The sequence below is a fragment of the Lacticaseibacillus hegangensis genome, from assembly GCF_003946465.1.
GTDB lineage: Bacteria > Bacillota > Bacilli > Lactobacillales > Lactobacillaceae > Lacticaseibacillus > Lacticaseibacillus hegangensis.
The window spans coordinates 71,340-92,721 of the sequence record NZ_RHOL01000001.1 but is presented as its reverse complement, the minus strand read 5'-3'; the positions used below and the strand labels follow the sequence as shown (position 1 = coordinate 92,721).

Annotated in this window: 15 protein-coding genes; 12 read left to right on the top strand and 3 right to left on the bottom strand. The window is 58.5% G+C overall.

The window, feature by feature from the left end; translation table 11 throughout:
• Nucleotides 1-3: 3 nt before the first annotated feature.
• Genes EKM86_RS00390 through EKM86_RS00380 form a run of 3 tightly spaced genes read left to right on the top strand, consistent with a single transcriptional unit; the run spans nt 4 to nt 3,043 of the window.
• Nucleotides 4-744, top strand: a complete 741-nt coding sequence (locus tag EKM86_RS00390) for an SAM-dependent methyltransferase (protein WP_125754525.1) — start codon at nt 4-6, stop codon at nt 742-744.
• A gap of 15 nt (nt 745-759) precedes the next feature.
• The gene (locus EKM86_RS00385) at nt 760-1,731 is read left to right on the top strand and encodes an ABC transporter permease (protein WP_125754524.1); all 972 of its coding nucleotides are present in this window, start codon (nt 760-762) and stop codon (nt 1,729-1,731) included.
• The gene (locus tag EKM86_RS00380) at nt 1,718-3,043 is read left to right on the top strand and encodes an RsmF rRNA methyltransferase first C-terminal domain-containing protein (protein ID WP_125754522.1); all 1,326 of its coding nucleotides are present in this window, start codon (nt 1,718-1,720) and stop codon (nt 3,041-3,043) included. Before EKM86_RS00385 ends, EKM86_RS00380 begins: the two co-directional genes overlap by 14 nt.
• Before the next feature lie 146 nt (nt 3,044-3,189).
• Here EKM86_RS00380 and fni read toward each other — a convergent pair whose 3' ends face one another.
• Genes fni through mvk form a run of 3 tightly spaced genes read right to left on the bottom strand, consistent with a single transcriptional unit; the run spans nt 3,190 to nt 6,127 of the window.
• On the bottom strand, nt 3,190-4,224 hold the full coding sequence (gene fni, locus EKM86_RS00375) for a type 2 isopentenyl-diphosphate Delta-isomerase (RefSeq protein ID WP_125754521.1): 1,035 nt from the start codon (nt 4,222-4,224) through the stop codon (nt 3,190-3,192).
• Nucleotides 4,221-5,183 carry a diphosphomevalonate decarboxylase gene (gene mvaD / locus EKM86_RS00370; protein WP_125754520.1) on the bottom strand — a complete coding sequence of 321 codons (963 nt, stop codon included), beginning with the start codon at nt 5,181-5,183 and terminating at the stop codon, nt 4,221-4,223. Before mvaD ends, fni begins: the two co-directional genes overlap by 4 nt.
• Nucleotides 5,180-6,127: a mevalonate kinase gene (gene mvk / locus EKM86_RS00365; RefSeq protein ID WP_125754519.1), complete on the bottom strand. Its 948-nt coding sequence runs from the start codon at nt 6,125-6,127 to the stop codon at nt 5,180-5,182. Before mvk ends, mvaD begins: the two co-directional genes overlap by 4 nt.
• Before the next feature lie 105 nt (nt 6,128-6,232).
• Between mvk and EKM86_RS00360 the strand changes: the two genes are divergently transcribed.
• Genes EKM86_RS00360 through EKM86_RS00320 form a run of 9 tightly spaced genes read left to right on the top strand, consistent with a single transcriptional unit; the run spans nt 6,233 to nt 21,358 of the window.
• Nucleotides 6,233-9,913 carry a PD-(D/E)XK nuclease family protein gene (locus tag EKM86_RS00360; protein WP_164506096.1) on the top strand — a complete coding sequence of 1,227 codons (3,681 nt, stop codon included), beginning with the start codon at nt 6,233-6,235 and terminating at the stop codon, nt 9,911-9,913.
• Nucleotides 9,906-13,763, top strand: coding sequence for a helicase-exonuclease AddAB subunit AddA (addA, locus tag EKM86_RS00355; protein WP_164506095.1), 3,858 nt, complete (start codon nt 9,906-9,908; stop codon nt 13,761-13,763). The genes EKM86_RS00360 and addA overlap by 8 nt, the downstream gene beginning before the upstream one ends.
• A 30-nt stretch (nt 13,764-13,793) precedes the next feature.
• The gene (locus EKM86_RS00350) at nt 13,794-16,583 is read left to right on the top strand and encodes a helicase C-terminal domain-containing protein (RefSeq protein ID WP_125754516.1); all 2,790 of its coding nucleotides are present in this window, start codon (nt 13,794-13,796) and stop codon (nt 16,581-16,583) included.
• Nucleotides 16,573-17,061, top strand: a complete 489-nt coding sequence (locus EKM86_RS00345) for a cell wall elongation regulator TseB-like domain-containing protein (protein ID WP_225419323.1) — start codon at nt 16,573-16,575, stop codon at nt 17,059-17,061. The genes EKM86_RS00350 and EKM86_RS00345 overlap by 11 nt, the downstream gene beginning before the upstream one ends.
• Nucleotides 17,062-17,082: 21 nt before the next feature.
• Nucleotides 17,083-18,261, top strand: a complete 1,179-nt coding sequence (locus EKM86_RS00340; RefSeq protein ID WP_125754515.1) for a pyridoxal phosphate-dependent aminotransferase — start codon at nt 17,083-17,085, stop codon at nt 18,259-18,261.
• A gap of 16 nt (nt 18,262-18,277) precedes the next feature.
• Entirely contained in the window at nt 18,278-19,576 is a 1,299-nt protein-coding gene (gene asnS / locus EKM86_RS00335; RefSeq protein WP_125754514.1) for an asparagine--tRNA ligase, read from the top strand.
• Nucleotides 19,577-19,627: 51 nt separating this feature from the next.
• Complete coding sequence (locus tag EKM86_RS00330; protein WP_125754513.1) at nt 19,628-20,239, top strand: DnaD domain-containing protein; 612 nt, start codon at nt 19,628-19,630, stop codon at nt 20,237-20,239.
• 5 nt (nt 20,240-20,244) lie between these two features.
• The gene (locus tag EKM86_RS00325; RefSeq protein ID WP_125754594.1) at nt 20,245-20,892 is read left to right on the top strand and encodes an endonuclease III domain-containing protein; all 648 of its coding nucleotides are present in this window, start codon (nt 20,245-20,247) and stop codon (nt 20,890-20,892) included.
• Nucleotide 20,893: 1 nt separating this feature from the next.
• Entirely contained in the window at nt 20,894-21,358 is a 465-nt protein-coding gene (locus tag EKM86_RS00320) for a deoxycytidylate deaminase (protein WP_125754512.1), read from the top strand.
• Nucleotides 21,359-21,382: the final 24 nt, after the last annotated feature.

Genomic DNA, 21,382 nt, shown 5'->3' with positions numbered 1-21,382 from the left:
GCTTTGGACTACTGGGTGAAACTTAATCAATTGGCCAAGCGTATGCCGACCCCTGACATTCAGGCGCAGATGGCGGCCATCACAGCCTTTCGTGAGGCGGTCGCCAAACGCCAGCTGCCCGCCCGGCCATTGCCTCGGCTCGGACTGAGCGGCGAGGCGATGGCCGAGGCACAATACCGCTTCGACGTTCCGCTGGCGGCGGTCAGCGCCATGGACCATTTGCTGCGCAACTTTCGTCAGTACATTGCTTATCATTATGGCATGTGGGCCTTCGTCCAGCAGACCTTGTTTGCCGAGTGGACGGCGCTGTTTGGCCCCAGACGTTATCTGGAGGTGGCCGCGGGCAACGGCTATGTCAGCTGCGGTTTGCGGCAGGCTGGTAACCAAGTAATCGCGTCTGACAGTTTGAGCTGGCAAGGGGAAAACGTGACCGGGCGCACCCCGCTGCTTCCGGTCCACCGCGCCGGTGCCAGTGCGGCTTTGTGGCAGTGGGGCGATCAGGTCGATGCGGTGGTCATGGCGTGGTCCCCGGATCACGAATGGAGCGACGCGGCCTTCTTAAAGCTGCTGCGCGCGCGGTTTGCCAGACTCGATTTGTTTGTGATCGGTGAGCGCTTTGGTGCGACCAACAGCCAGCTTTTTTGGCAGCTTGCTGAATTCGTACCTGACCGCCGGCTGCTGCCGCTCAACCGGGCATTTCCCCGGTTTGACGCCATCAACGACCGTATTTACTTGATTCGATAGAAAGGAGGCTGCACCTTGAAGCGACTGTTCATTTTAGCGGCGGCTTGGATCCTGCTGATCCTCGGGGCCGGCTGGGTCTGGTCAACGCATGACCAAACCGAATACGCGGAACTGCTGGATCACTACAACCTCAGCGAGCAGGCGGTTAAAATTACGACGAAATCGCCGTTAACGCTGCCGCAAGCCGCCGCCAAACTGGCCCAAAGCGACCTGACAAATGTTCAGGTGCAGTTTCGCGCCAGTGGCGCCCGGGTCTTCCTTTACGCGAAAGGCAGCTACGGCGAGCTGCCGCTTGCCTCTGGTCAGTGGTTTTCCGACGCCGATCTGCAGTCGCCGCTACCCGTCGCCGTGGTCGGCAATGATTTAAGTGCGCGCCTCGCCACCGGCAGCCACCAGCAGTATTTGAAGCAAAACGGCCAATACATTCCGGTTCTAGGGGTCGTGTCCTCGCCGCGCAGCCAGCGGCTTAACCAGGCTATTTTTCTGAATGCTAGTGGCGCCGGCCAAGCGGCACCACGCCTGGCCAACGTTAAAATTTATGCGGACGGCGCCAATATTCAAAAGCAAAAGAGTCAGCTGGCCAAGCTGCTCGGTGGCAAGGCCTCAAAGTATCAGTACCGCCAGCACCTTGGCGTTTCCGACTGGTGGCAAACCAGCGGCGTAACTGCCTTATGGTGCGTTCTTCTGGTGCTGGGTGCCTTGCTGATTGCCTGGCTTGCGCAGTGGTTTATCAAAAACACGCTGCCAGCCGAGCTCAAAGCGCCGCAGCGCACGCGGGCCCTGCGCACGCAGTGGGTCCGGCTGGCCGGTTATGGGGCGCTGCTGACCGCCGCCGGAACGCTCACCGCCAACTGGTGGTTTTACCTGAGTGACCGGCCGCGTCTAGTGGTCTTCGCCACCAGTTTATGGGGGCTGGCGGCGGTTGCACTATATGGTTTAATCATGCACAATTCAAAAAAAAGGGAGCGCAAGCATGAATCTGCCTGAGGGGTTTGAGGAAAAATATCGCCGCCTGCTGGGGGCTGAAGCCGACGCGTTTCTGGCCAGTTTCGACCGACCAGCCGCTTCTGGCTTTCGTGTCAATCCGCTGCACCATGCTGAAAGTGACGCGCCCTCGGTTCCTTGGAGCCAGTGGGGGCACTACGGTAAGGTGGCGGGGACCTCGCTGGCTCACATTGCTGGTGATGTCTACAGTCAAGAACCCAGCGCACAGTTCGTGGGGACTGTCGCCGCCCCTGTCCCTGGCGAGCGGGTGCTCGACTTGTGTGCTGCGCCCGGGGGCAAAACCACCCACTTGGGCAGTTTCATGCAGCAACAGGGGCTGCTGGTCGCCAACGAGATCAACGCCGGTCGCGCCCGCGTGCTTTCCAGTAACGTGGAGCGCTTTGGCCTGACCAACACGCTGGTGACCAACAGTGATCCGGCTCATTTGGCAGCGCGGCTGCCGGAAGCATTTGATCGGATCTTGGTTGACGCACCGTGCTCCGGTGAAGGGATGTTTCGCAAGGATCCAGATGCCATGGCCTACTGGACCCCGGATTACCCGGTCAGCTGCGCCGAGCGCCAGCGGGAGATCCTGACTGAAACCGTGAAAATGTTGCGGCCGGGTGGCGTTTTGATCTACTCGACCTGCACATTTGCCCCTGAAGAAGACGAGCAGATGATTGCCTGGGCGACGGTCAATCTGGGGCTAACCGTGGTGCCGATCACTAAGCCTGACGGCATCGCCAACGGGCGCCCGGAGTGGGCCAATGGTGATCCGGCACTGCTGGGTACCGCCCGGCTGTGGCCGCACCAGTTGGCTGGTGAAGGGCACTTTGTCGCCAAGCTGCAAAAAGCCGGTGACGGCGTGGTTCAGGTCGGCGCGGTCGTTGCCCCCGCCAAGCTCAACCGCACGCAGCAGCATGATTTTGACGAATTCGCGAAGACGACGTTCAAGCAGCCGTTTACTGCCCCGTTAACCTTGAATCGGGACACGCTAGCCACGCTGCCGCCGCAAACACCGGCGCTGGTTGGCATACACATTCTGCGTACCGGTTTGACGCTGGGCACCTTCAAGAAGGGCCGGTTTGAGCCGGCGCATGCGCTGGCGACAGCACTAGCTCCTGAGGCGTTTCAGTCGGTCGTCGAGGTGTCTGAGGAAGAATTTGCCAAGTATCGCCACGGCGAAACCCTTAGTCGCCCGGCGCTGACCAAAAAGCAAACGGTGTTATTGACCTACCAAGGCCACGGCTTTGCCCTTGGCAAGGCGGTCAATGGCACGATTAAAAACGCGTATCCTAAGGGACTGCGCATCTAAGGCTGAGACATCAAGCGATTTTAGCCCAAAGCATAAGCGCCCCTGCGCCACGATTGGTTTAAAATCGCGGTGCAGGGGCGTTTGGGCGTTGCTTTATGGAACGCGACTAGGCAAGCTGGTCTGATTTTCTTTTAGATGGGCAGACTTCACTTTGGCAGCGGCAAATGGCGCTGCTGGGCGTAGCTGACCAGGGCCGGGGAAAGGACCACCGGCACCTGCTGCAGGGCGGTGAGGTCCGCCGCCCCCAGCAGGGCCAGCAAGGCGGGCAGTTGCTGCTGCCAGGCCTTGATATGCGCCTCTGCGGCTGCCGGGCCTTCCTGGATCAGCCAGTGGAGCACCTGGCCGCTGATCCCCACGGCACTGGCGCCCAGCCGCAGGGCCTTGATCACGTCGAGGGGACTGCGCACGCCGCCCGTCGCGAGGATCGTCAATCCGCTGCCTTGGGCTTCCAGCAGCGACTCAACGGTGGATTGGCCAAAACCAATCAAGTCCTGGTAATCGTCGCTTTGCCGCCGCACGCCTTCGATTTGGGCGAAATTGGTGCCGCCACGGCCGCCAACGTCGACGTATTTTACGTTGACGGCGGCCAACTTGGCGAGAGCTTCCTTAGTCATCCCAAACCCGACCTCTTTGACGATCACCGGCACGGGGCTGGTTTCGACCAGCGTCTGGAGATTAGCGAGCCAGTGAAAGTCCCGGTCGCCTTCGGGCATGATCAGTTCTTGAACCGCGTTCAGATGAATCTCCAGCGCGTCGGCGTGAAGCATGGCAATTGCTGCCTGCGCCTGCGCCGGCGTTTTATTTGCGCCAATGTTACCGATCAAAAACCCGTCTGGGTCAGCGGTGCGCGCCACGTGAAAAGTCTCGGCCAGCGCCGGCTCTTTCAGCGCGACCGCCTGCGACCCTGTCGCCATGGCCAGCCCAGTGTGGGCGGCAATGGTGGCGAGCTGCTGATTGTACTGGCCGGTTTGCTTAGAGCCGCCGGTCATTGCGTTAATAAAAAACGGCCACTGCCAGTCGAACAGGGCGGGTTTGACGGCAACTTCGCCAACTGCGGTTTCTGGCAGCGGATCGTGAAGCAGGCGCACCTCATCAAAGCCGGCTGTCGCGTGCGCGGCAAAAAACTTTTCGGCTAGGAAGACGTGTTCATCTTTGCGGTGTGACTGAATCGATTGGCTCATCGTGCTTCCTCCAATACTTTGGTCGCGGGACCGGGGCCGGCCACCAGCAGCCGGTCTTGAAACTCGGGGAGCGCCGCTTTGACCGCTTCAACGGCTGGCGCCAGCGTCAAAATTTTGACGTTCGGGCCGGCATCCATCGTCGCGTAGGCGGGAATGCCTTGGGCGCGCATGGTCTGAACCGCGTGCCACACCTGCAGCGTCGCGGGCTGAAAATAGGTGAAGGCCGGGGCGCTGGCGAAAATCGCCGCGTGCATGCGGGCGCTGCTTTGCTCGGTCAGCTCACCGACGCGAGTGAAGTCGGCTGTGGCCAGGGCGTTCACCATCTCACCGGCCGCCTGCTCGTTGTTTTCGACCCAGGCCGAAAAATAGGGGCTCGTGGCAACGGTGTTGGCCATCAGCTGCCTAGACGACACGGGTTTGGGTCCGGCATCGACCATCACCACCACCATGCGTAGCGGCAAGCGGGTCTCTGGCAGCGCCTCGGCAAACGAGGTGAGGTCGTCTTCGCCGCGATGCCAAATCGCCAGCCCACCAAAAATCGACCGCGATGCTGACCCGGAACCGCGCCGCGCTAGTCGGGAAAGCTCAAGTGAAGACAGCGACAACCCGGCGTCACGACTGGCGGCCAGCGCCAAGGCAGCGTACGCCGACGCGGAACTGGCGAGCCCGGCCGCGGTGGGCACATGGTTCACTGAGGTGACACGGGCAAATTGGTTCAGCTTGGCCTGCGCCCGCACCAGATCCAAAAAGGCACTGACCTTGGGCGCCGGCTGCGGATTGCCGTCAAGGACAAAAGTGTCCGCGGTCAAATCTGAGTCAAACGCGACCGTGGTATCCGTGTAGAAATCATCCAGCGTCAACGAGACACTGCTGGTGTACGGCAAGATCAAGTTCGCATTGCGTTTGCCCCAGTATTTGATCAAAGCGATATTGGTGTGTGCGCGTGCGGTGGTTGTCATGAAATCGCCTCACTTTCGGAAAAGTCATACTGCCAGGTGGCTGCGGCGCCAGCTCGGTGCAGCGCCTGCGCGATAGTCGCCGCGCTGGTGCTGTCTTGCGCCAAGGCAATCATGCAGCCCCCCTGGCCGCTGCCGGTCAGCTTGGCCCCCAGTGCCCCGGCGGCGGCCGCCGCCTGAATCAACCGGTCAAGGGAGGGAGCGCTGACGCCCAGTTGGCTCAGCGCGGCTTGGGCCGTATTAAGTTGCTTGCCCAGCGCGGGCAGATCATCTTGCGCCAACGCAACGGCCGCCTTGCGAGAAGCGAGCCCAATGCTTTCAATCAGCGGCTGAAACTGCGCATGGTCGCGGCGCAAAAGGTCGGCAACGTGGCCCACTGCGGCCCCGGTTTGCCCCATTTCGCCCGTGTCGGCGATCACCAGCACACCGCGGGAAGGAAAGTGGATGGCTTTAGGCGCCGCGCCGCGGATAAACCACTGCGGCCGGTCCGCTGACGTCGTGGCGGCATCAAGGCCGCTGGGGTTGCCGTGAATTGCTTTTTCAGAGACCGCGGCCCAGTTCAGAAGGGTGGCCCGGTCCAGCGGGGTATCAAACGCCGCGTAAAATGCGCGGATGATGGCAATTGCACAGGCTGCCGACGACCCCATGCCGCGCTCGGCCGGCAAGGCACTTTCAATCGTCAGCGTGAAGCCCTGCGATTCGGCGCTGAAGAACACCAGCAGGCGAGAGATCAACTTGGTCAGCCCGGTGAACGGGGGCTGGGCGTCAGCCAGCAATCCGCGATAGAAAGTTGAGCGGATCTTCTGCTGGTGATCCTGCGTAGGGGTCACGGTCACTTGCAGTTTGATCGACTTGATCGGCAGTGCGATGGCAGGCTGGCCATAGACGACCGCGTGCTCCCCAATCAGGATGATTTTGGCGCAGCTTTCACCTTTTGCTTGATGCATAGAATCGCTCCTTTTATTCCTATAAATGATACCCCATCGCCGCTGCCGGGACTAGTCGCTTATGCTAAACTTAGAGCAGTTGAAAAACGGACAGGAGGCCCGCACATGACGTTGCAATTTTATCTAGGCACAGCGGCGGCTGATCATCGCCAGAAAATGGTTGCGGCCGTTGACCAGGCGTTGAAAGCCGGCAAGGAGGTCTTCTACCTCGTGCCGAACCACGTGAAGTTTGAAGCGGAAGTCAGTTTGCTGCAAGGGCTCCGAGCGCTCGATGGCGGGGTACAGGGGCAGTTTGCGGTCAGTCGGCTGCAAGTCCTGTCGTTTAGCCGGCTTGGTTGGTACTTCCTGAAAAATACGGAGGCTTACCAGAAGCCAGCGCTGGATCGCGCCAGCAACACGATGCTGGTCAGCAAGGTGTTCAATGACCTGCTGAATGATGATGCCACCAAGCACCAGCTGAATTTGTTTGCCGGGTCGGCCCAAAATCCCGGCTTTTTTGCCGAACTTGCCGATCAGCTGGCGGAGCTGCAAACTGGCCGGGTCACTGCTGACATGCTCGCGGATGCTGTCACCCGAGGAGAGGCCCACCTTCAGGACGCCGAAAAGCTGAAGGAACTTCAAATTGTCGCCGCAGCCTACGAAAAGCAGGTGCAGGCCTTCGCCACGCCCGCAGCACTGCTCGATCAGTTGACGCGCTGGGTCGTTGACCACGCCGACCGGCTCCATCACGCCGCCTTTTTCCTCGACCACTTCAATAACCTGTCGGCCAGTGAATTTCACCTGGTCCACACGATGCTGCACACCGGTGCCGACTTAACGGTCGCCTTAACGCTAGATCAAGAACCGCAGGCGCAGCCGCAGGGCCCGGCGTTATTTCTGCCTGCCGCCAAGCTGTATTATCAGCTGAGTCAGTCGGTGAATGATATTCCAGGGCGGACGTGGGAACCTGTCACCCATTACTGCAGCGTCTTTGACAATGCCAATGATCTGCGACTTGGGGTCGATGCGTTCTGGCGCAGCCAATACGGCGGTGATGAAGGCGCGGCAGCCGCCCCTGACGCTGACGCCGTGATCGCCACAATGACAAACAAGCCTGAAATCAGAAAGGCGAGCGAGCCCTACGTCGAGCTGCGCGGCGTGGCCAAGGAAATCGTGATGGCACTACACCAGGATCCTAATCTGCGCTATCGGGATTTTCTGATTGTCGCGCGGCATTTGGCGCCCTATGAGCCGTACCTGCAACCGGTATTTAGCGAGCAGGGACTGCCAGTTTTCATTGACCGAGAGCGGCCAATGGAAAATCATCCCCTCATTGCACTGATTCAAAGCCTGTTTGCGGTTCAGCGGTATCACTACCAGTACGAGGACGTGATGAAACTCCTCAAAACCGAGCTGCTGATTCCCTCTGGCATGAGCGCGGCTGATTTTCGTGAGGCCCTGGATGTTACAGATAACTTCTTGCTCAAAACCGGCAAGCATGGTGATGCCTGGCTGCGCGAGGAGCAGTGGCAGTACATCGACCATATCGATCACTCCATGAATGAGAAACATGAGGAAGTCGACGAGTTTGTGGCCGATCCCGAAAAAACCACTCAGATCAATCTGATTCGGGATTTTGTGGCGACTAACCTGCCGCCTTTGTTTAGTGCCTGGGAAAACGCGCAAACCGGAGCCGAAGGGGCCACAGTGCTTTACCAGTGGCTGGAACAGGTTGGCGTCACCAGTGTCCTTGGAAAGTGGCGGCAAGACGCCATTGACGAAGGAGACCTCACCGCGTCAACGGCTGGTGAGCAGGCCTGGCAGAAACTGGTCACTCTGCTGGACGACTACGCCAACATTCTTGGTGGTGGCGCGCCAGAGGCCGCAGCCGCGGCTGAAAATAAGTTTAACTTGCAATCGTTTGCCGACCTGCTTAACGCTGGCTTTGCGGGCGCCAGTTACACTCAAATCCCGTCAACGTTGGATGAGGTGACCGTGTCCGAAACCGGCCTGAGTCGGCTGGCCAAGTTTAAGCGTGTCTTCGTGATCGGGGCGACCAGCACCGTGATGCCGGACACCCCGACTGACCATCCCATCATCACCGACGCCGACCGCGAGGCACTTCAGCCGCTGCTCGACGAAGGCGCCTATCTGCCTGAATCGGGGGCGGAAAGTGCCCTCGGGGATGCTTTTCTCAACTACCTGGCCATGATGGCTGGCAGTGAGAAGCTCACGCTGAGCTACCCCGAGTACGGCGACGAGGAGAATCACGCTTCCAGCTATTTGACCCAAATGGCCAAGTACTTTGGCGTCTCTGTTGAGCCTTGGCCAGAGTTAAGCCTTGATTTCAATGCGAATAGCGACTTTAGCAGCCCGCGGGGGATGTTGGCGGATTACATGCGCATCTTTGAACTGGCGCAGTCGAGTCATAGTGCGCGGCCAGAAGCCTGGGAGACGATCATGACAGCCTTGCGGCGGACTCCTGGGGCTTTGGGCGCATTGGCAACCCGCTTGGCGCAAAATGCCGGCACGCAAAACCCAATCGGCGAACTGCAGCCGGCGCTGGCTGAACAACTTTACTCACCGCACATGAGTATTTCGATTTCACAACTGGAGCGGTTCTACGCCAATCCGTTCGAGTATTTTTTGGTTTACGGGTTGAAGCTGCGCAAGCGGCCTGAATTTGAGCTGTCACCATTGGATTCAGGGACGCTTTACCACAAGGTGATGGAGGTGCTGCTCAGTGATTCCCAGTATGATCTGAACGCGCTCATCAAGCAGAAGACCCTTTGGCAAACAGTGAATGAACTGGTGCAAGGCACGGCGCAAAAATTTGGCATCGATATCCTGCAGGCCGACAGCTACTGGCAATTTGTCGCGGGCCAAATCAGCACAATGCTGACCAATAGTGCGCTGGCAATAGTCCATCAGCAAGCAAATACCGCGTTTCGGCCGAGTGGTTTTGAACTGAATATTGGCCGCGGCCATGGCGACAAGGCCATCAAAGGACTGGAATTTCCACTTGAAGGCGGTCGCAGTGTCACCGTTGCCGGGCGGATTGATCGGCTAGATGAGGCCGTGATTGATCAGCGCCGCTACTTCGTGGTGCTTGATTACAAGTCAAGCAGCCACAGCTTTGATATGCTGAATGCTTACTACGGGCAGACGATGCAACTGCTGACGTACATCGATGCGGTGCGGCAGACTGACGGAAAATTTGCGGGGATGACCCCGGCTGGGGCGCAGTATTTTGTGCTTGACCTGCCGAGCCTGAGATATGCGAAGCTGATTGATTCAAAAGCACCAGATCAGCCCTTGGCCGAGAAGCAAATCAATGAAGCGCGATTGAACTATTATCGGCTTGACGGACTGATCTTGCTTCCGGATGACGCTGACTTTGATCAGCACCAGCATCTCATCTCCGCGTTTGATCAGACGCTTGAGCCAGGCGATAAAATGGCGACTGGTCGGCAGTCTCCTGTTTTCGGCATCGCCGTGAAGCAGGGCGGCGGCCTAACCGCAAAGGCCGAGAAGAAAATGTACAAGCTGTCGGACATGCAACTGCTGTTGCAGCACAATGAAAAGCTGATCAAGCAGGCGGCAAATGACATTCTGCACGGCGTGATCAAACTAGCGCCGCTTCAGTTCAAGCATGAGTCCACGATCATCACGCGCAGTGATTATCAGGCCATTATGCGGTTTGATCCGGCAACCGGTGGCGACGAATACAATCATGTCCCATCATTTTCACAGGATGAGATCTTGGCCCGACTCAAGGCTGAACAGGAGGACAACCAGAATGAGTGACGCAAATACCCTCACCGAAGATCAAAAAAAGGCTGTCACATTAACGGGCAGTAATCTGTTGGTGTCCGCCAGTGCTGGTTCCGGGAAAACCAAGGTCCTCGTCGATCGCATCATCAATCGTCTCAGGAATGATCCGGACGCTTCGTTGAGCAAAATGCTGGTGGTGACGTTCACCAAGGCCGCCACCGCCGAGATGAAGCTCAAAATCGAAACCAAGCTGCGTGAACAACTGACTGACGGTGATTTAACCCAAGCGCAGCGGCAACATCTGGCCAAGGAGGTCGCTCAGGTTAGTGCCGCCAACATCATGACCCTCGACTCATTTTCTAAGCAGGTGGTGGATCACTACTATTACGTGATCGACATGGACCCCGGTTATCGCATGATGACAGATGAATCCGAGGTCTTGCTGTTCAAGACGCGCGTTTGGGAAGATCTGCGAGCGAATATCATGACCACCGATTGGCGGGATGACTTTGCGGCGCTTGAGGCCAACTTTTCGACCAAGGCGACCAAGGACGGCTTGCAGGACATTGTGTTTGACCTGTACGAGTACGCGATGACAACCAAAGATCCGCAGGCGTATCTGAGCCAAATCGCGGCGGCCTACGCCGAGCGGAATGAGTCCTGGATGGCCGACGTCTGGGCGGCAGTCACCCCCGAACTGACTCGCAGTTTGCCACTGCTGGAAGAAGCGGGGCAGTTGGTTAACGGCAGTCCTGTTCTTTCGCTTTGGCAGGAAAAAATCAACCCCACTTTGACCGCAGTCAGGAAGATGTCAACGCTGACGAAGCCCAGTTACCAGACCGCCTATGCGGCATTTCGGGCCATCACCTATCCCAAATGGCGGACGCCGACCGCAAAAGAGCATCAGTACGATGAATTCAGGGCGGCAATCAAGTCCGCCCAAACCCTGCGCGACACCGCTAAAGAGACGCTAAGCGCACTGAGTGATTGGTTTGTCATTGCGCCTTCAGATCTTGAGGCCGCGATGAAAGGGGCTTATTCTGTCGCCGAAACGCTGCAGCGGACAATGCTGGAATACTTGACGGCCATGGCGGCGGAGAAGAAAGCGCGCCGCGTCCAGACCTTCGGCGACATCGCCCAGAACGCCTTAGCGATTCTTAACCATCAGCCGCAAGCAGGCGCTTCAGGCCAGGCTGACGCCGAAAATCAGGCCTCCTTGACGGTCGGCGACCACTACCGGGCCCTGTTTGATGAGGTCTTGGTCGACGAATATCAAGACATTAATCCACTGCAAGATGCCCTGCTGGATGCAGTTAGCCAAAAGGCGCCAGATCACGGCAATCGGTTCATGGTCGGTGATATGAAGCAGAGCATTTACGGGTTTCGGTTAGCCGATCCGCAGAAGTTTCTTAAGCGTTACCACGACTACTCAAGGGCCAACACAGACGGCCAGCTTGTCACGTTGAATCAAAATTTTCGGTCGACCAAGAACGTGTTGGCGTTCACCAACTTAGTGTTCACTCAGATCATGGACCAGGCGCTTGGTGACATTGCCTACACTGATGACGAAAAGCTGCATGAAAATACCGGCTATCAGTATCAAGAAGCCGGTCAAGCAAGAGACTTCCACCTGCCGACTGAACTGTTGATCGAGGTGAAAGACGCAGATACACCAGAGGTCAAAGCTGCGGCCACGCCGAGCAACTTGGCGGATGATGCAGAAGCCGAAGAAGAGGACAATAATGACCTCAGCGTTAGCCAGGCGATCATGGTCGCGGCCAAAATCAAGGCCCTCACCGCACCTAATAGTCCGGCCCGACTATTCGATAGAGACGCGGCACCAGATGCCGCAAATCGGCTCAGACCAGTGACTTATCACGACATCACTTTACTCACCCGGAGTCGCACCAATAATTTGACCCTGCAACAGGTCTTTACCAAGGCCGGCATCCCGCTGGTGGTGTCCAAGACGCAGAATTTCTTCAAAACCACCGAAATGATGGTGATGCTCAGTCTGCTGCGGATCATCGATAATCCCAAGCAGGAAATTCCGCTGACCGCCGTGCTGCGTTCGCCAATCGTGGGCCTGGACGCCAATGATTTAGCGCGCATTCGCATTGCGGCAGAAAGCGGTCCTTACGATGAGGCAGTCTTCAACTACGCCCAGCGGACAGATGTGACTGACCCAGCGGAAACCGCCCTGCGCGACAAACTATGCGATTTTTCTGAGCTGCTGGAGGAGCTGCGGGTCTTTGCGCGCACTCATGACCTTTCTGCCTTGATCTGGCATATTTACGAAGAGACGGGCTTTTTGGATCTCGTCGGCAGCCAAGCCGGCGGGCGGCAGCGCCAGGCCAACCTGCGAGCCTTGGCGAAACGGGCGGCTGAATACGAAAAAGGGGGCTTCAAAGGCCTGTTTGCATTCGTTCAGTTCATTGAAACCATGCAAAAGCAGGACAAAGACCTCAGCCAGCCAATTTCGCTGGCTTCAGATGTCAACGCTGTTTCGCTAATGACGATTCACAACAGCAAGGGGCTGCAGTTTCCAATTGTCTTCCTGCTTGATAGTCAAAAAAAGTTCAATGACAGCGACCTGAAAGCCGCTGCGATTCTCAGCCAAGCCCCGGCGGCCCGGCCAGGAGAGCCTAAGCGTGAACTAGTTGGGCTCAAGTGGCGGGATCCCCAGACCTTCGTCGAGTATCTGCTGCCGCAGTACCAAATCGCCAAGAACCAGAAGAAAAAGCAGCTTTGGGCAGAGGAAATGCGGCTGCTTTATGTCGCATTGACCCGCGCTGAACAGCAATTGATCATTGTTGGCACCCCTAAATCATCAGGCAACCTATACACGCAGGAGAGGCTGGAAAAACGCTGGCTGGCTAACGCAGACGGCGGTGAGGATGTGCTGCCACTTGCGCCGCGCCTTGCCGCGGGGTCATTTCTTGACTGGATCGGCATGGCGTTAGCGCGCACGGGGAAACTTGAAGCCGGTGGGGCGGTCAAGGATTCCTTGGCGGCGGATCTGGCTAAGGCAGACATTAAGCTAAATTACCAAATCAACCCTCATCTTGACAGCGAGGACAATGAGGCCACCCAGGCGCCGGCCCAGCCGCAGCCGGCGGGCTTTGACCGGCGCCTTGCGCAGTGGCTGGCTTTCGCCTACGCCAATGAGCGGGCAACCACCACGACCGGGTTTCAAAGCGTCACCGAGTTGAAGCGGATGTTTGAAGACCCTGACGTCACCGACGCCCAGGACAGCTCGCCGCGCAAAACGGGCCACCGCCTTACCAGTGATTTTGCTAAGCCGGCCTTTCTGCGGGAGGCAAAAGCCACCTCTGGCGCCGCAGTCGGGACCGCGACGCACTTGCTGCTGCAGCAGGTGCCACTGACTGGTCCACATGACGAAGCGACACTGGCAGAGCTGGCCGATCAGCTCTTGAGTCAGAAGCTGATCACGCCGGCAGTCCGCAGCGCGATGCGGCTGGAACACGTTGCGGCCTTTTTCCAGACGCCGCTTGGCCAAAAGCTCGGCGCTGAGGCCACCAAGGTGCACCGGGAGCAGGCCTTCTCGCTGCTGTGGCCGGCCGCAGATTTTCCGCAGGCGGAAGATGAGCAGCCGAGCACCAGCAACCTGGAAGGTGACGTCCTGGTCCACGGGGTGATCGACGGGTTCATTGAGGAGCCAGACGGGATCATCTTGTTCGATTACAAGACGGACCACATCGGCAACAAGCTTCATGAGGTCATTGAACGGTATCAGGGCCAGCTTGAGGTCTACGCCGAGGCACTGACGCTGATGACCAAAAAGCCCGTGCTGCACCGCTACCTGGTGCTGCTGGAAACCGGGGATGTGCATGAGGTGCAGCCCGTTAAGCGCACGCGTTAAAAATAGTTAGTAACGGAAGGAAGAATGCAGATGTCGGGCGACACAGTGTACGCGGTAATTGATCTTGAGACCACGGGGACTGAGCGTGACTCAGACCGCATCATTCAATTTGGGTGTGCGGTCATGCAAGACGGGCACATCCTCTCCACGATGTCGCAGATGATCAACCCTGACCGCCCCGTGCCGCAAGCCATTCAGCGACTAACAGGCATTCACCCTGCTGACCTGACCGCGGCCCCGTATTTCGCCGACGTTGCGGGAACAATCCGCGATTTGATCGGGGATGCCGTGATTGTCGCGCATAACGTCAACTTCGACTATCCCTTTTTGTCGAACGCACTGACTTTGGCGGGACAGCCGCCGTTGACCAACGCCGCAGTCGATACGGTGGAGCTTTCGCAGGTGCTGCTGCCCACGCAGGCCAGCTACCGCTTGAGTGACCTGACCGCCGCTTTGGGCATCACCCACGACCACCCCCACCGGGCGGATAGTGATGCCATCAGCACGGCCAAACTCCTTTGGCGGCTGCGGGCGGTCTTTCAAGCGCTGCCGACCCCGACCCAAAAGCTGCTCAGCCGCCATGGCACGTTCCTACTGCGCGACACTGGCGACTTCTTAAAGGCCGCAGTCAAACCCGACCAGCCTTTGACCGCCGACATGCAGCAGGTGGGCGACTTAGTGATCAGGCAGCCGCAGGGGCTGGAACCCGAGGTGGGCCAGGCGGTTTATCCTGCCGATGACGCGGCCAAAAAGGCCATGCTGCGGCCGCAGTTTCGGTTCCGGCAGGTGCAGGCGCACATGATGGACATGATCCACACCAATGCGCTGGGCGAACGGCGTCCGCTGATGATCGAGGCGGGGACTGGGGCCGGGAAAAGTTTGGGGTACCTGCTGCCTTACGCCTATCTGGCCAGCCCCGCGCATCAGCTAGTGGTCACCACGCACACAACGCTGCTTCAAACCCAGTTGGTTAACAAGGAGCTGAAGAGTGTTCGGGAACTCACTGGGTTGACGCTGCCCGCAGTCCTTTTGAAAAGTCCGCGGCACTACTTGGACCTGGCCAAATTTGCCGCCAGTCTGCAGCTGCCGCGGGCCAACCGGCTGACGCGGCTGCTCCAAATGAAGATCATTGTGTGGCTGACGCAAACCGCGACCGGCGATTTAGATGAACTGCAGCTGACCAATTATCACGCGCCTTTATTCGCGCGCATTCAGGCGACCGGCGATAACCGACTGGCGATGCCAGGACCATACGCCGACGCCGATTTTCTGGTACGCCTGAAAAACGAAGTTCAGCGGGCCGCCATTATCGTCACCAATCACGCCTATCTGGCGCGGCATTTTCAGGAGCTGCCGGGAACCTCGGACTATCTTGTGGTGGATGAAGCACAGCACTTCGCGGATACGACGGCAGAGGCGTTTTCGCGGACGCTGGATCTCGGCAAACTCAGGCGAAGGCTTGGGCAACTGCTCACCTTTATCGAAGGGCAGCATGGCGAAGGCCTTTCCCAACTTGTTCAGTCCTCGGCGGCGCTGAGTTATCAACTGAGCCAGGCCAGGGCCCAAATTGAGACCCTTGAGAATCAAATCGAGCAGCTGCAGGATAAACTCTACCGCCGCAACTTCACGCCAATTAGCCATCCCAGCGGCCGGGTGGCCCAAACCCTTGACGAGGCAGGGGTCAGCTGGCTGAACGGTGAGTTAGACGCGCCACTGGCCGGGCTGAAGCGGCAGCTGCCCCCGCTTTTGGCAAGTGTTACCAGCGTTGCCGAGACGGTGCAACAGCAGCAAAGTCACTTTGGCGCGGCGCCGCTGCTGGAAGGGCTGGCCGGGCTGCTCAGCGCGCTGCAGCGCCAAACCGATCGTCTGAGCCACCTGGATCTTCAGGGCTTAGCAAAGGCGCAGGTGGTCGTCGGCCTAACGCTGGCCAATCAAAATGACCGGCTGAGTTTAGCCGTGACTTGGACGCGCTTTGCCGCGGGTGCTATCATTCAAGAAGAACTCTCGCACTTCACCGCGCCTGTCTTTGTCGGCGCGACCCTCACAGTCGGCCGCAAGTTTGACTATCTAGCGGGTCAGCTGGGTTATCAGGATTTCCCAGAGGCGCAAACCCTGCGCCTGCGCAGTCCGTTTCATTACAAGCAGCAGGCCCAGGTGTTTCTGGCGACTGATGCCCCGAACGCTCACGACCTGCCTGCCAGCGCCTATGCGGATAACTTGGCTGGGGCGATTGCGCAGCTGGCTGACAATCAGCACCAAACGCTGGTCCTGTTCACCTCGCTGGCAATGATCGACGAGGTGTACCGCCGCCTCGCCCGCATGCCGATTGCCGGGCACAAGGAACTACTTGCGCAAGGCGTGACCGGCACGGCGTCACGGATCGCCAAGCGCTTTGCGGTGGGAGAGCAAACGCTGCTCCTCGGCGCAGCAAGCTTTTTCGAAGGGGTCGACTATCCGGACAAGCAGCTGGAGCAGGTCATCTTGACGCGGCTGCCCTTCGACAACCCGGATCGCCCCGACGTGAGAGCGCGGGAGCAGGCGCTTGCCGCGCGCGGCGAGGATCCGTTTGCGGCGGACATGCTGCCGCGGGCCATCTTGCGGTTTCGGCAAAGCTTCGGCCGGCTGATTCGCACCGAGCGCGACCGCGGGGTGTTCGTGGTCTTGGATCCGCGCTTGGGGACCACCGCTTACGGCCGGCAAATGGCCAAAAGTCTGCCGAACCTGAAGCCGATGAGTTTGCCGCTGGCGGACTTGATTCCGCTGGCCAATGCGTGGCTTGATCACACCATCATCAAAAAGGAGGCGCACCATGCGCAGTAATCGAATGCAGTGGCGGAACCTGGTGGGGCCTGCCGTTGGCCTGGTCATTTTAGCCATCATTATCGGCGCGTATGTACGCGCGTTAAGCCCGCTTTACTCCGTGCGCCGGCAGGCCATTGCCATTGCCCGCAAAACGGCAAACGTCAAGCAGGTCAGCAACTTTTACTGGGATAAAGAGGACGATTCTTATCTCACGGTGCAGGGTACGACCAGACAGAACCAGCCGGTTTACGTGCTGATTCGCCAGAAAACTGGTAAGGTCCGGGTCGCCGCTCAGGGCAGTGGCATTAGTCGCAGTGCGGCAATCGGGCAGGCTCAGACCAAATTTAGCCCGCGTAAGATCTTGAACGCTGGCCTGCGGTGGCGCGCAAAGAAATTCGTCTGGGATGTTGGCTATATCACGAAGTCTGGTAAACTGGGTTACGTGACATACGATTTCAAGACGGGCACGCAGGTGAAGTCCATTCGGAACCTGTAAGGCTCCTCGAGGAGGAATTGGATGCATTTAGCAAAGCGTATTAACAGCGTGGCCCCTTCGGCGACACTGGCAATCAGTAGTCTCACGAAGCAAATGAAGGCCAACGGGCAGGACGTGATCGACTTGTCGATCGGCCAGCCGGACTTTACGACGCCGGCCTTTATCGACGCCGCGGCCACGACCGCGATCAATTCCGGCCAGGCGAGTTTCTACACGCCGGCCACCGGGATTCCCGAGCTTAAGGACGCAATTGCCGCGCACGTGGCGGCGCAAACCGGTGTGACGTACGAGCCGGCGCAAATTGCCGTGACTACCGGGGCTAAAATGGCCCTTTACGGCTTATTCCAAGTACTGCTGGACCCAGGCGATGAAGTCTTGGTCCCAACGCCCGGCTGGGTCTCGTACGTGGAACAGATCCGGTTGGCCGGTGGAGTGCCGCGTGCCGTTGCCGCGGCCGCGCACTTTAAGGTGACAGTCGACGAGCTGGAAGCGCAGCGGACAGCCAAAACCCGCGCCGTGATCATCAACTCACCGCAAAATCCCAGTGGGGTGGTGTACTCCCGCCAGGAGCTGACACTGATCGGCAACTGGGCGCTGCAGCACGGCATCCTGGTCGTCGCGGATGATATCTACCGCGACCTGATATACAACGGTGCCAGTTACACCTCGATGATCGAAATCGATCCGGCCATCACCGCCAACACGGTTCTGATCTCTGGCGTCTCCAAGTCTTACGCAATGACCGGCTGGCGCATTGGTTTTGCCGCCGGGCCGGAGAAACTGATTGGGGCCCTCGGTAAGCTGTTGGGCCACGCCACTGGTAATCCCACGGCGGCGAGCCAGTATGCGGCCGTGGCGGCTTTCACCAGTGACGGCACCGCGGTGGCAAGTATGCGCCAGGCGTTTGAAGACCGGTTAAACACGATTTTTCCGCTGGTGCAAAAGCTGCCGGGCTTCGATCTGCCTGAAAAGCCGCAAGGGGCGTTTTACCTGTTTCCGCAGGTCAAGCGTGCCGCCGCGCTCACGCACTACACCAGTGTCGACGAGTTCGTGGCGGCGCTGCTGCAGGAAACCGGGGTGGCGCTGGTGCCCGGCCGGGCGTTCGGCATGCCGGACTATGCGCGGCTGAGCTACGCAACGGATAAGGCCTCACTGCTTGACGCGGTTGGCCGTATCGAAAATTTTGTTGGAAATAACTAGTGAGGGGAAATAACCAATGACGCAAGAGATCCGCATCAAAGACGCAAAGGATCACGTAAACGAAGAAGTCCGCATCGGAGCCTGGCTGACGGACAAACGCTCCAGCGGGAAAATTGCTTTCCTGCAGCTGCGCGATGGGTCGGCCTTTTTCCAAGGGGTCGTGCTGAAAAATAAGGTCAGCGAAGAGGTGTTCCAAACCGCCAAAGAAATGCGGCAGGAAACCAGCATGTGGCTGACTGGCGAGATCCACGAGGATGCCCGCAGCCATTTTGGCTACGAGATCGAAGTCCACGACATTGAAATGGTGGGGGAAAGTGAAGACTACCCGATCACCCCGAAGGAGCACGGGATCGAATTTCTGCTTGATCACCGCCACCTCTGGCTGCGCAGTAAGCGCCAGTTCGCGATTCAGCAGATCCGCAACGAAATGGTCCGAGCCACTTACGAATTCTTCAACCAGGAAGGCTTCATCAAGATGGATCCGCCAATTCTGACCGGCAGCGCGCCGGAAGGCACAACCGAGTTGTTTGAGACGGATTACTTTGATCAGGAAGCCTACTTGAGCCAGTCCGGCCAGCTGTACGCCGAAGCCGGTGCGATGGCATACGGCAAGGTCTTCACGTTTGGCCCGGTCTTCCGCGCGGAAAAAAGTAAGACCCGCCGCCATCTGACCGAATTTTGGATGATCGAGCCTGAAATGGCCTTCACGCACCAAGCTGAAAGTCTGAAGGTGCAAGAAAACTACATCGCGTACTTGGTCCAGTCGGTTCTTGACAACTGCGCCTATGAGCTGAGGCTGATCGACCGCGATCCGGAAATTCTCAAGCGTTACACCAAGACCCCTTATCCAAAAATTCGCTACGACAAGGCCATCGAAATGCTGCAGGAAGGCGGCTTTGACACCAAATGGGGCGACGATCTGGGCTCTCCTGAGGAAACTTACCTGTCTGAGCAATTCGAGCAGCCGGTGTTTGTCCTGAACTACCCGAAGGCCATCAAGCCGTTTTACATGCTGCCAGAAGAAGGGCGTGACGACACCTATGTCTGCGCCGATTTGCTCGCACCGGAAGGTTACGGTGAGATTATCGGCGGCTCCGAGCGTGAAACCGACTATGACAAGCTGAAGGCGGCGATCGAAGCCAAGGGGCTGGACCTGGCCGAGTACGAATGGTACTTGGATCTGCGCAAGTACGGCAGCGTGCCGCACTCCGGGTTTGGACTCGGCTTCGAGCGGGCCATCACGTGGATCTGCCACTTGGATCACTTGCGCGAATCAATTCCGTTCCCACGGATGATCAACCGCTTAAAGCCGTGATGCTTGGGCTGGGCTTAGGCCCGGCCTTTTTGTTCAGAAAGGGGGATCTTCATGGCAGATTTAAGCAGTTATCTGGCGGCCGGGCAGACCAGTCTGTCGCAGGCGCTGTTCGCCCACTTTAGCGAGACCACACTGACGCACCGGGAGTTCGTGGTGTACCTGTTTCTGGCTGACTGGGGGCAGCACCACGAGGAAGCACCTGAGCTTGGCGCGCTGGCCTCGGCGACGAAGCTTAAAAAGCAAGACCTGTACACCGTGATTGAAACACTGATTCAAAAAAACGCCATTCAGTTGGTGCAGCGTACTGGCCAAGGGGGCCGCACGCTGGATCAATACGATGTGACGCCGCTTTTGGATACGGTACTAAAGCCCACCTCCGGGCACCCGGTCTCGCCAGCAGCGGCGCCGGACCAGCAGGTGTTCAGTCAAATCGAGGCTGAATTCGGCCGGCCGCTGTCGCCAATTGAGCAGCAGACCATCACTGATTGGCTGACGATTGACCACTACGCGCCAGACATGATCAACCTCGCACTGCGCGAGGCCGTGCTCAATCAGGCGTATTCGTTGCGGTACATGGATCGGATCTTGATCAACTGGGAGAAAAAGCATTTGACCACGCCGGCTCAGGTACAAGCTGAACAGGAAAGGCACTTAGGACTATGAGCAGGATGACCAACGCCCGGGCTCAGGAACTGCTGAGCCTGGTGCTCAAACTATACCCAGATCCGCAGCCGACGTTGAACGCGCAAACCCCTTACCAGATTTTGGTGGCAGTGATGCTGTCTGCACAAACCACGGACGTTGCGGTCAATGCCTGCACGCCGGCGCTGTTTGCGGCGTACCCGACGCCAAGCGCGATGGCAGCAGCCTCCATTCCCGCCATCGAAGCGAAAATCGACCGGCTGGGCCTTTACCACAACAAGGCAAAATACCTCAAGGCGCTGTCGGCTGAGTTAGTCGCGCGGTTTGACAGCACCGTACCTCAGACTTATGCCGAACTGACGAGTTTGCCAGGGGTCGGGCGCAAAACCGCCACCGTGGTCCGCACCGACGCGTTTGGCATTCCCGGCATTGCCGTTGACACGCACGTCAGTCGGATCATCAAGGGCTTTGGCATTGCCCCGCAAAAAGCGACCCCTGACCAGATCCAGGCCCGCCTTGAACACCTGATGCCGCCGAGCACCTGGATTCGTCTGCACCGCGGGCTGATCCGGCTGGGCCGGGAATGGCTCACGGCGCGCCACCCACAGCTGCCTGCCGACCCTGCCTGGCAGGCATTTAAGGACGACTATTCCCCGCTGAAAGAAGGTAAGTAACATGACCGATCAAATTGTTGCCTCAACGCGGCAAGCCCGCCGCGAATCTTGGGACCAATACTTCATGCAACTGGCCACCGTTGTGGCGCAGCGCTCAACTTGCGAGCGGGCGACAGTGGGGGCGCTGCTGGTGGTTGACCATCGCATTATTGCCACCGGCTACAACGGCAGCATCTCCGGCGACCCGCACTGCGATGATGCCGGCCACCTGATGCGCGATGGTCACTGCATTCGCACCCTTCACGCCGAGATGAACGCCATCCTGCAGTGCGCCGAAAACGGGGTCTCCACGCGAGGGGCGGCCGTGTATGTGACCTATTACCCGTGCCTCAACTGCACCAAGGCGCTGATCCAAGCCGGTGTCACGCGCGTCTATTATGCGCATGATTACCGCAACGACCCGTACGCCGTGCAGCTGTTTGAAGAGCACCACATCAAAACAACGCTCGTCACCGTTCCCGCTTAGACCATACGAAAGGCCTTGCCCGTT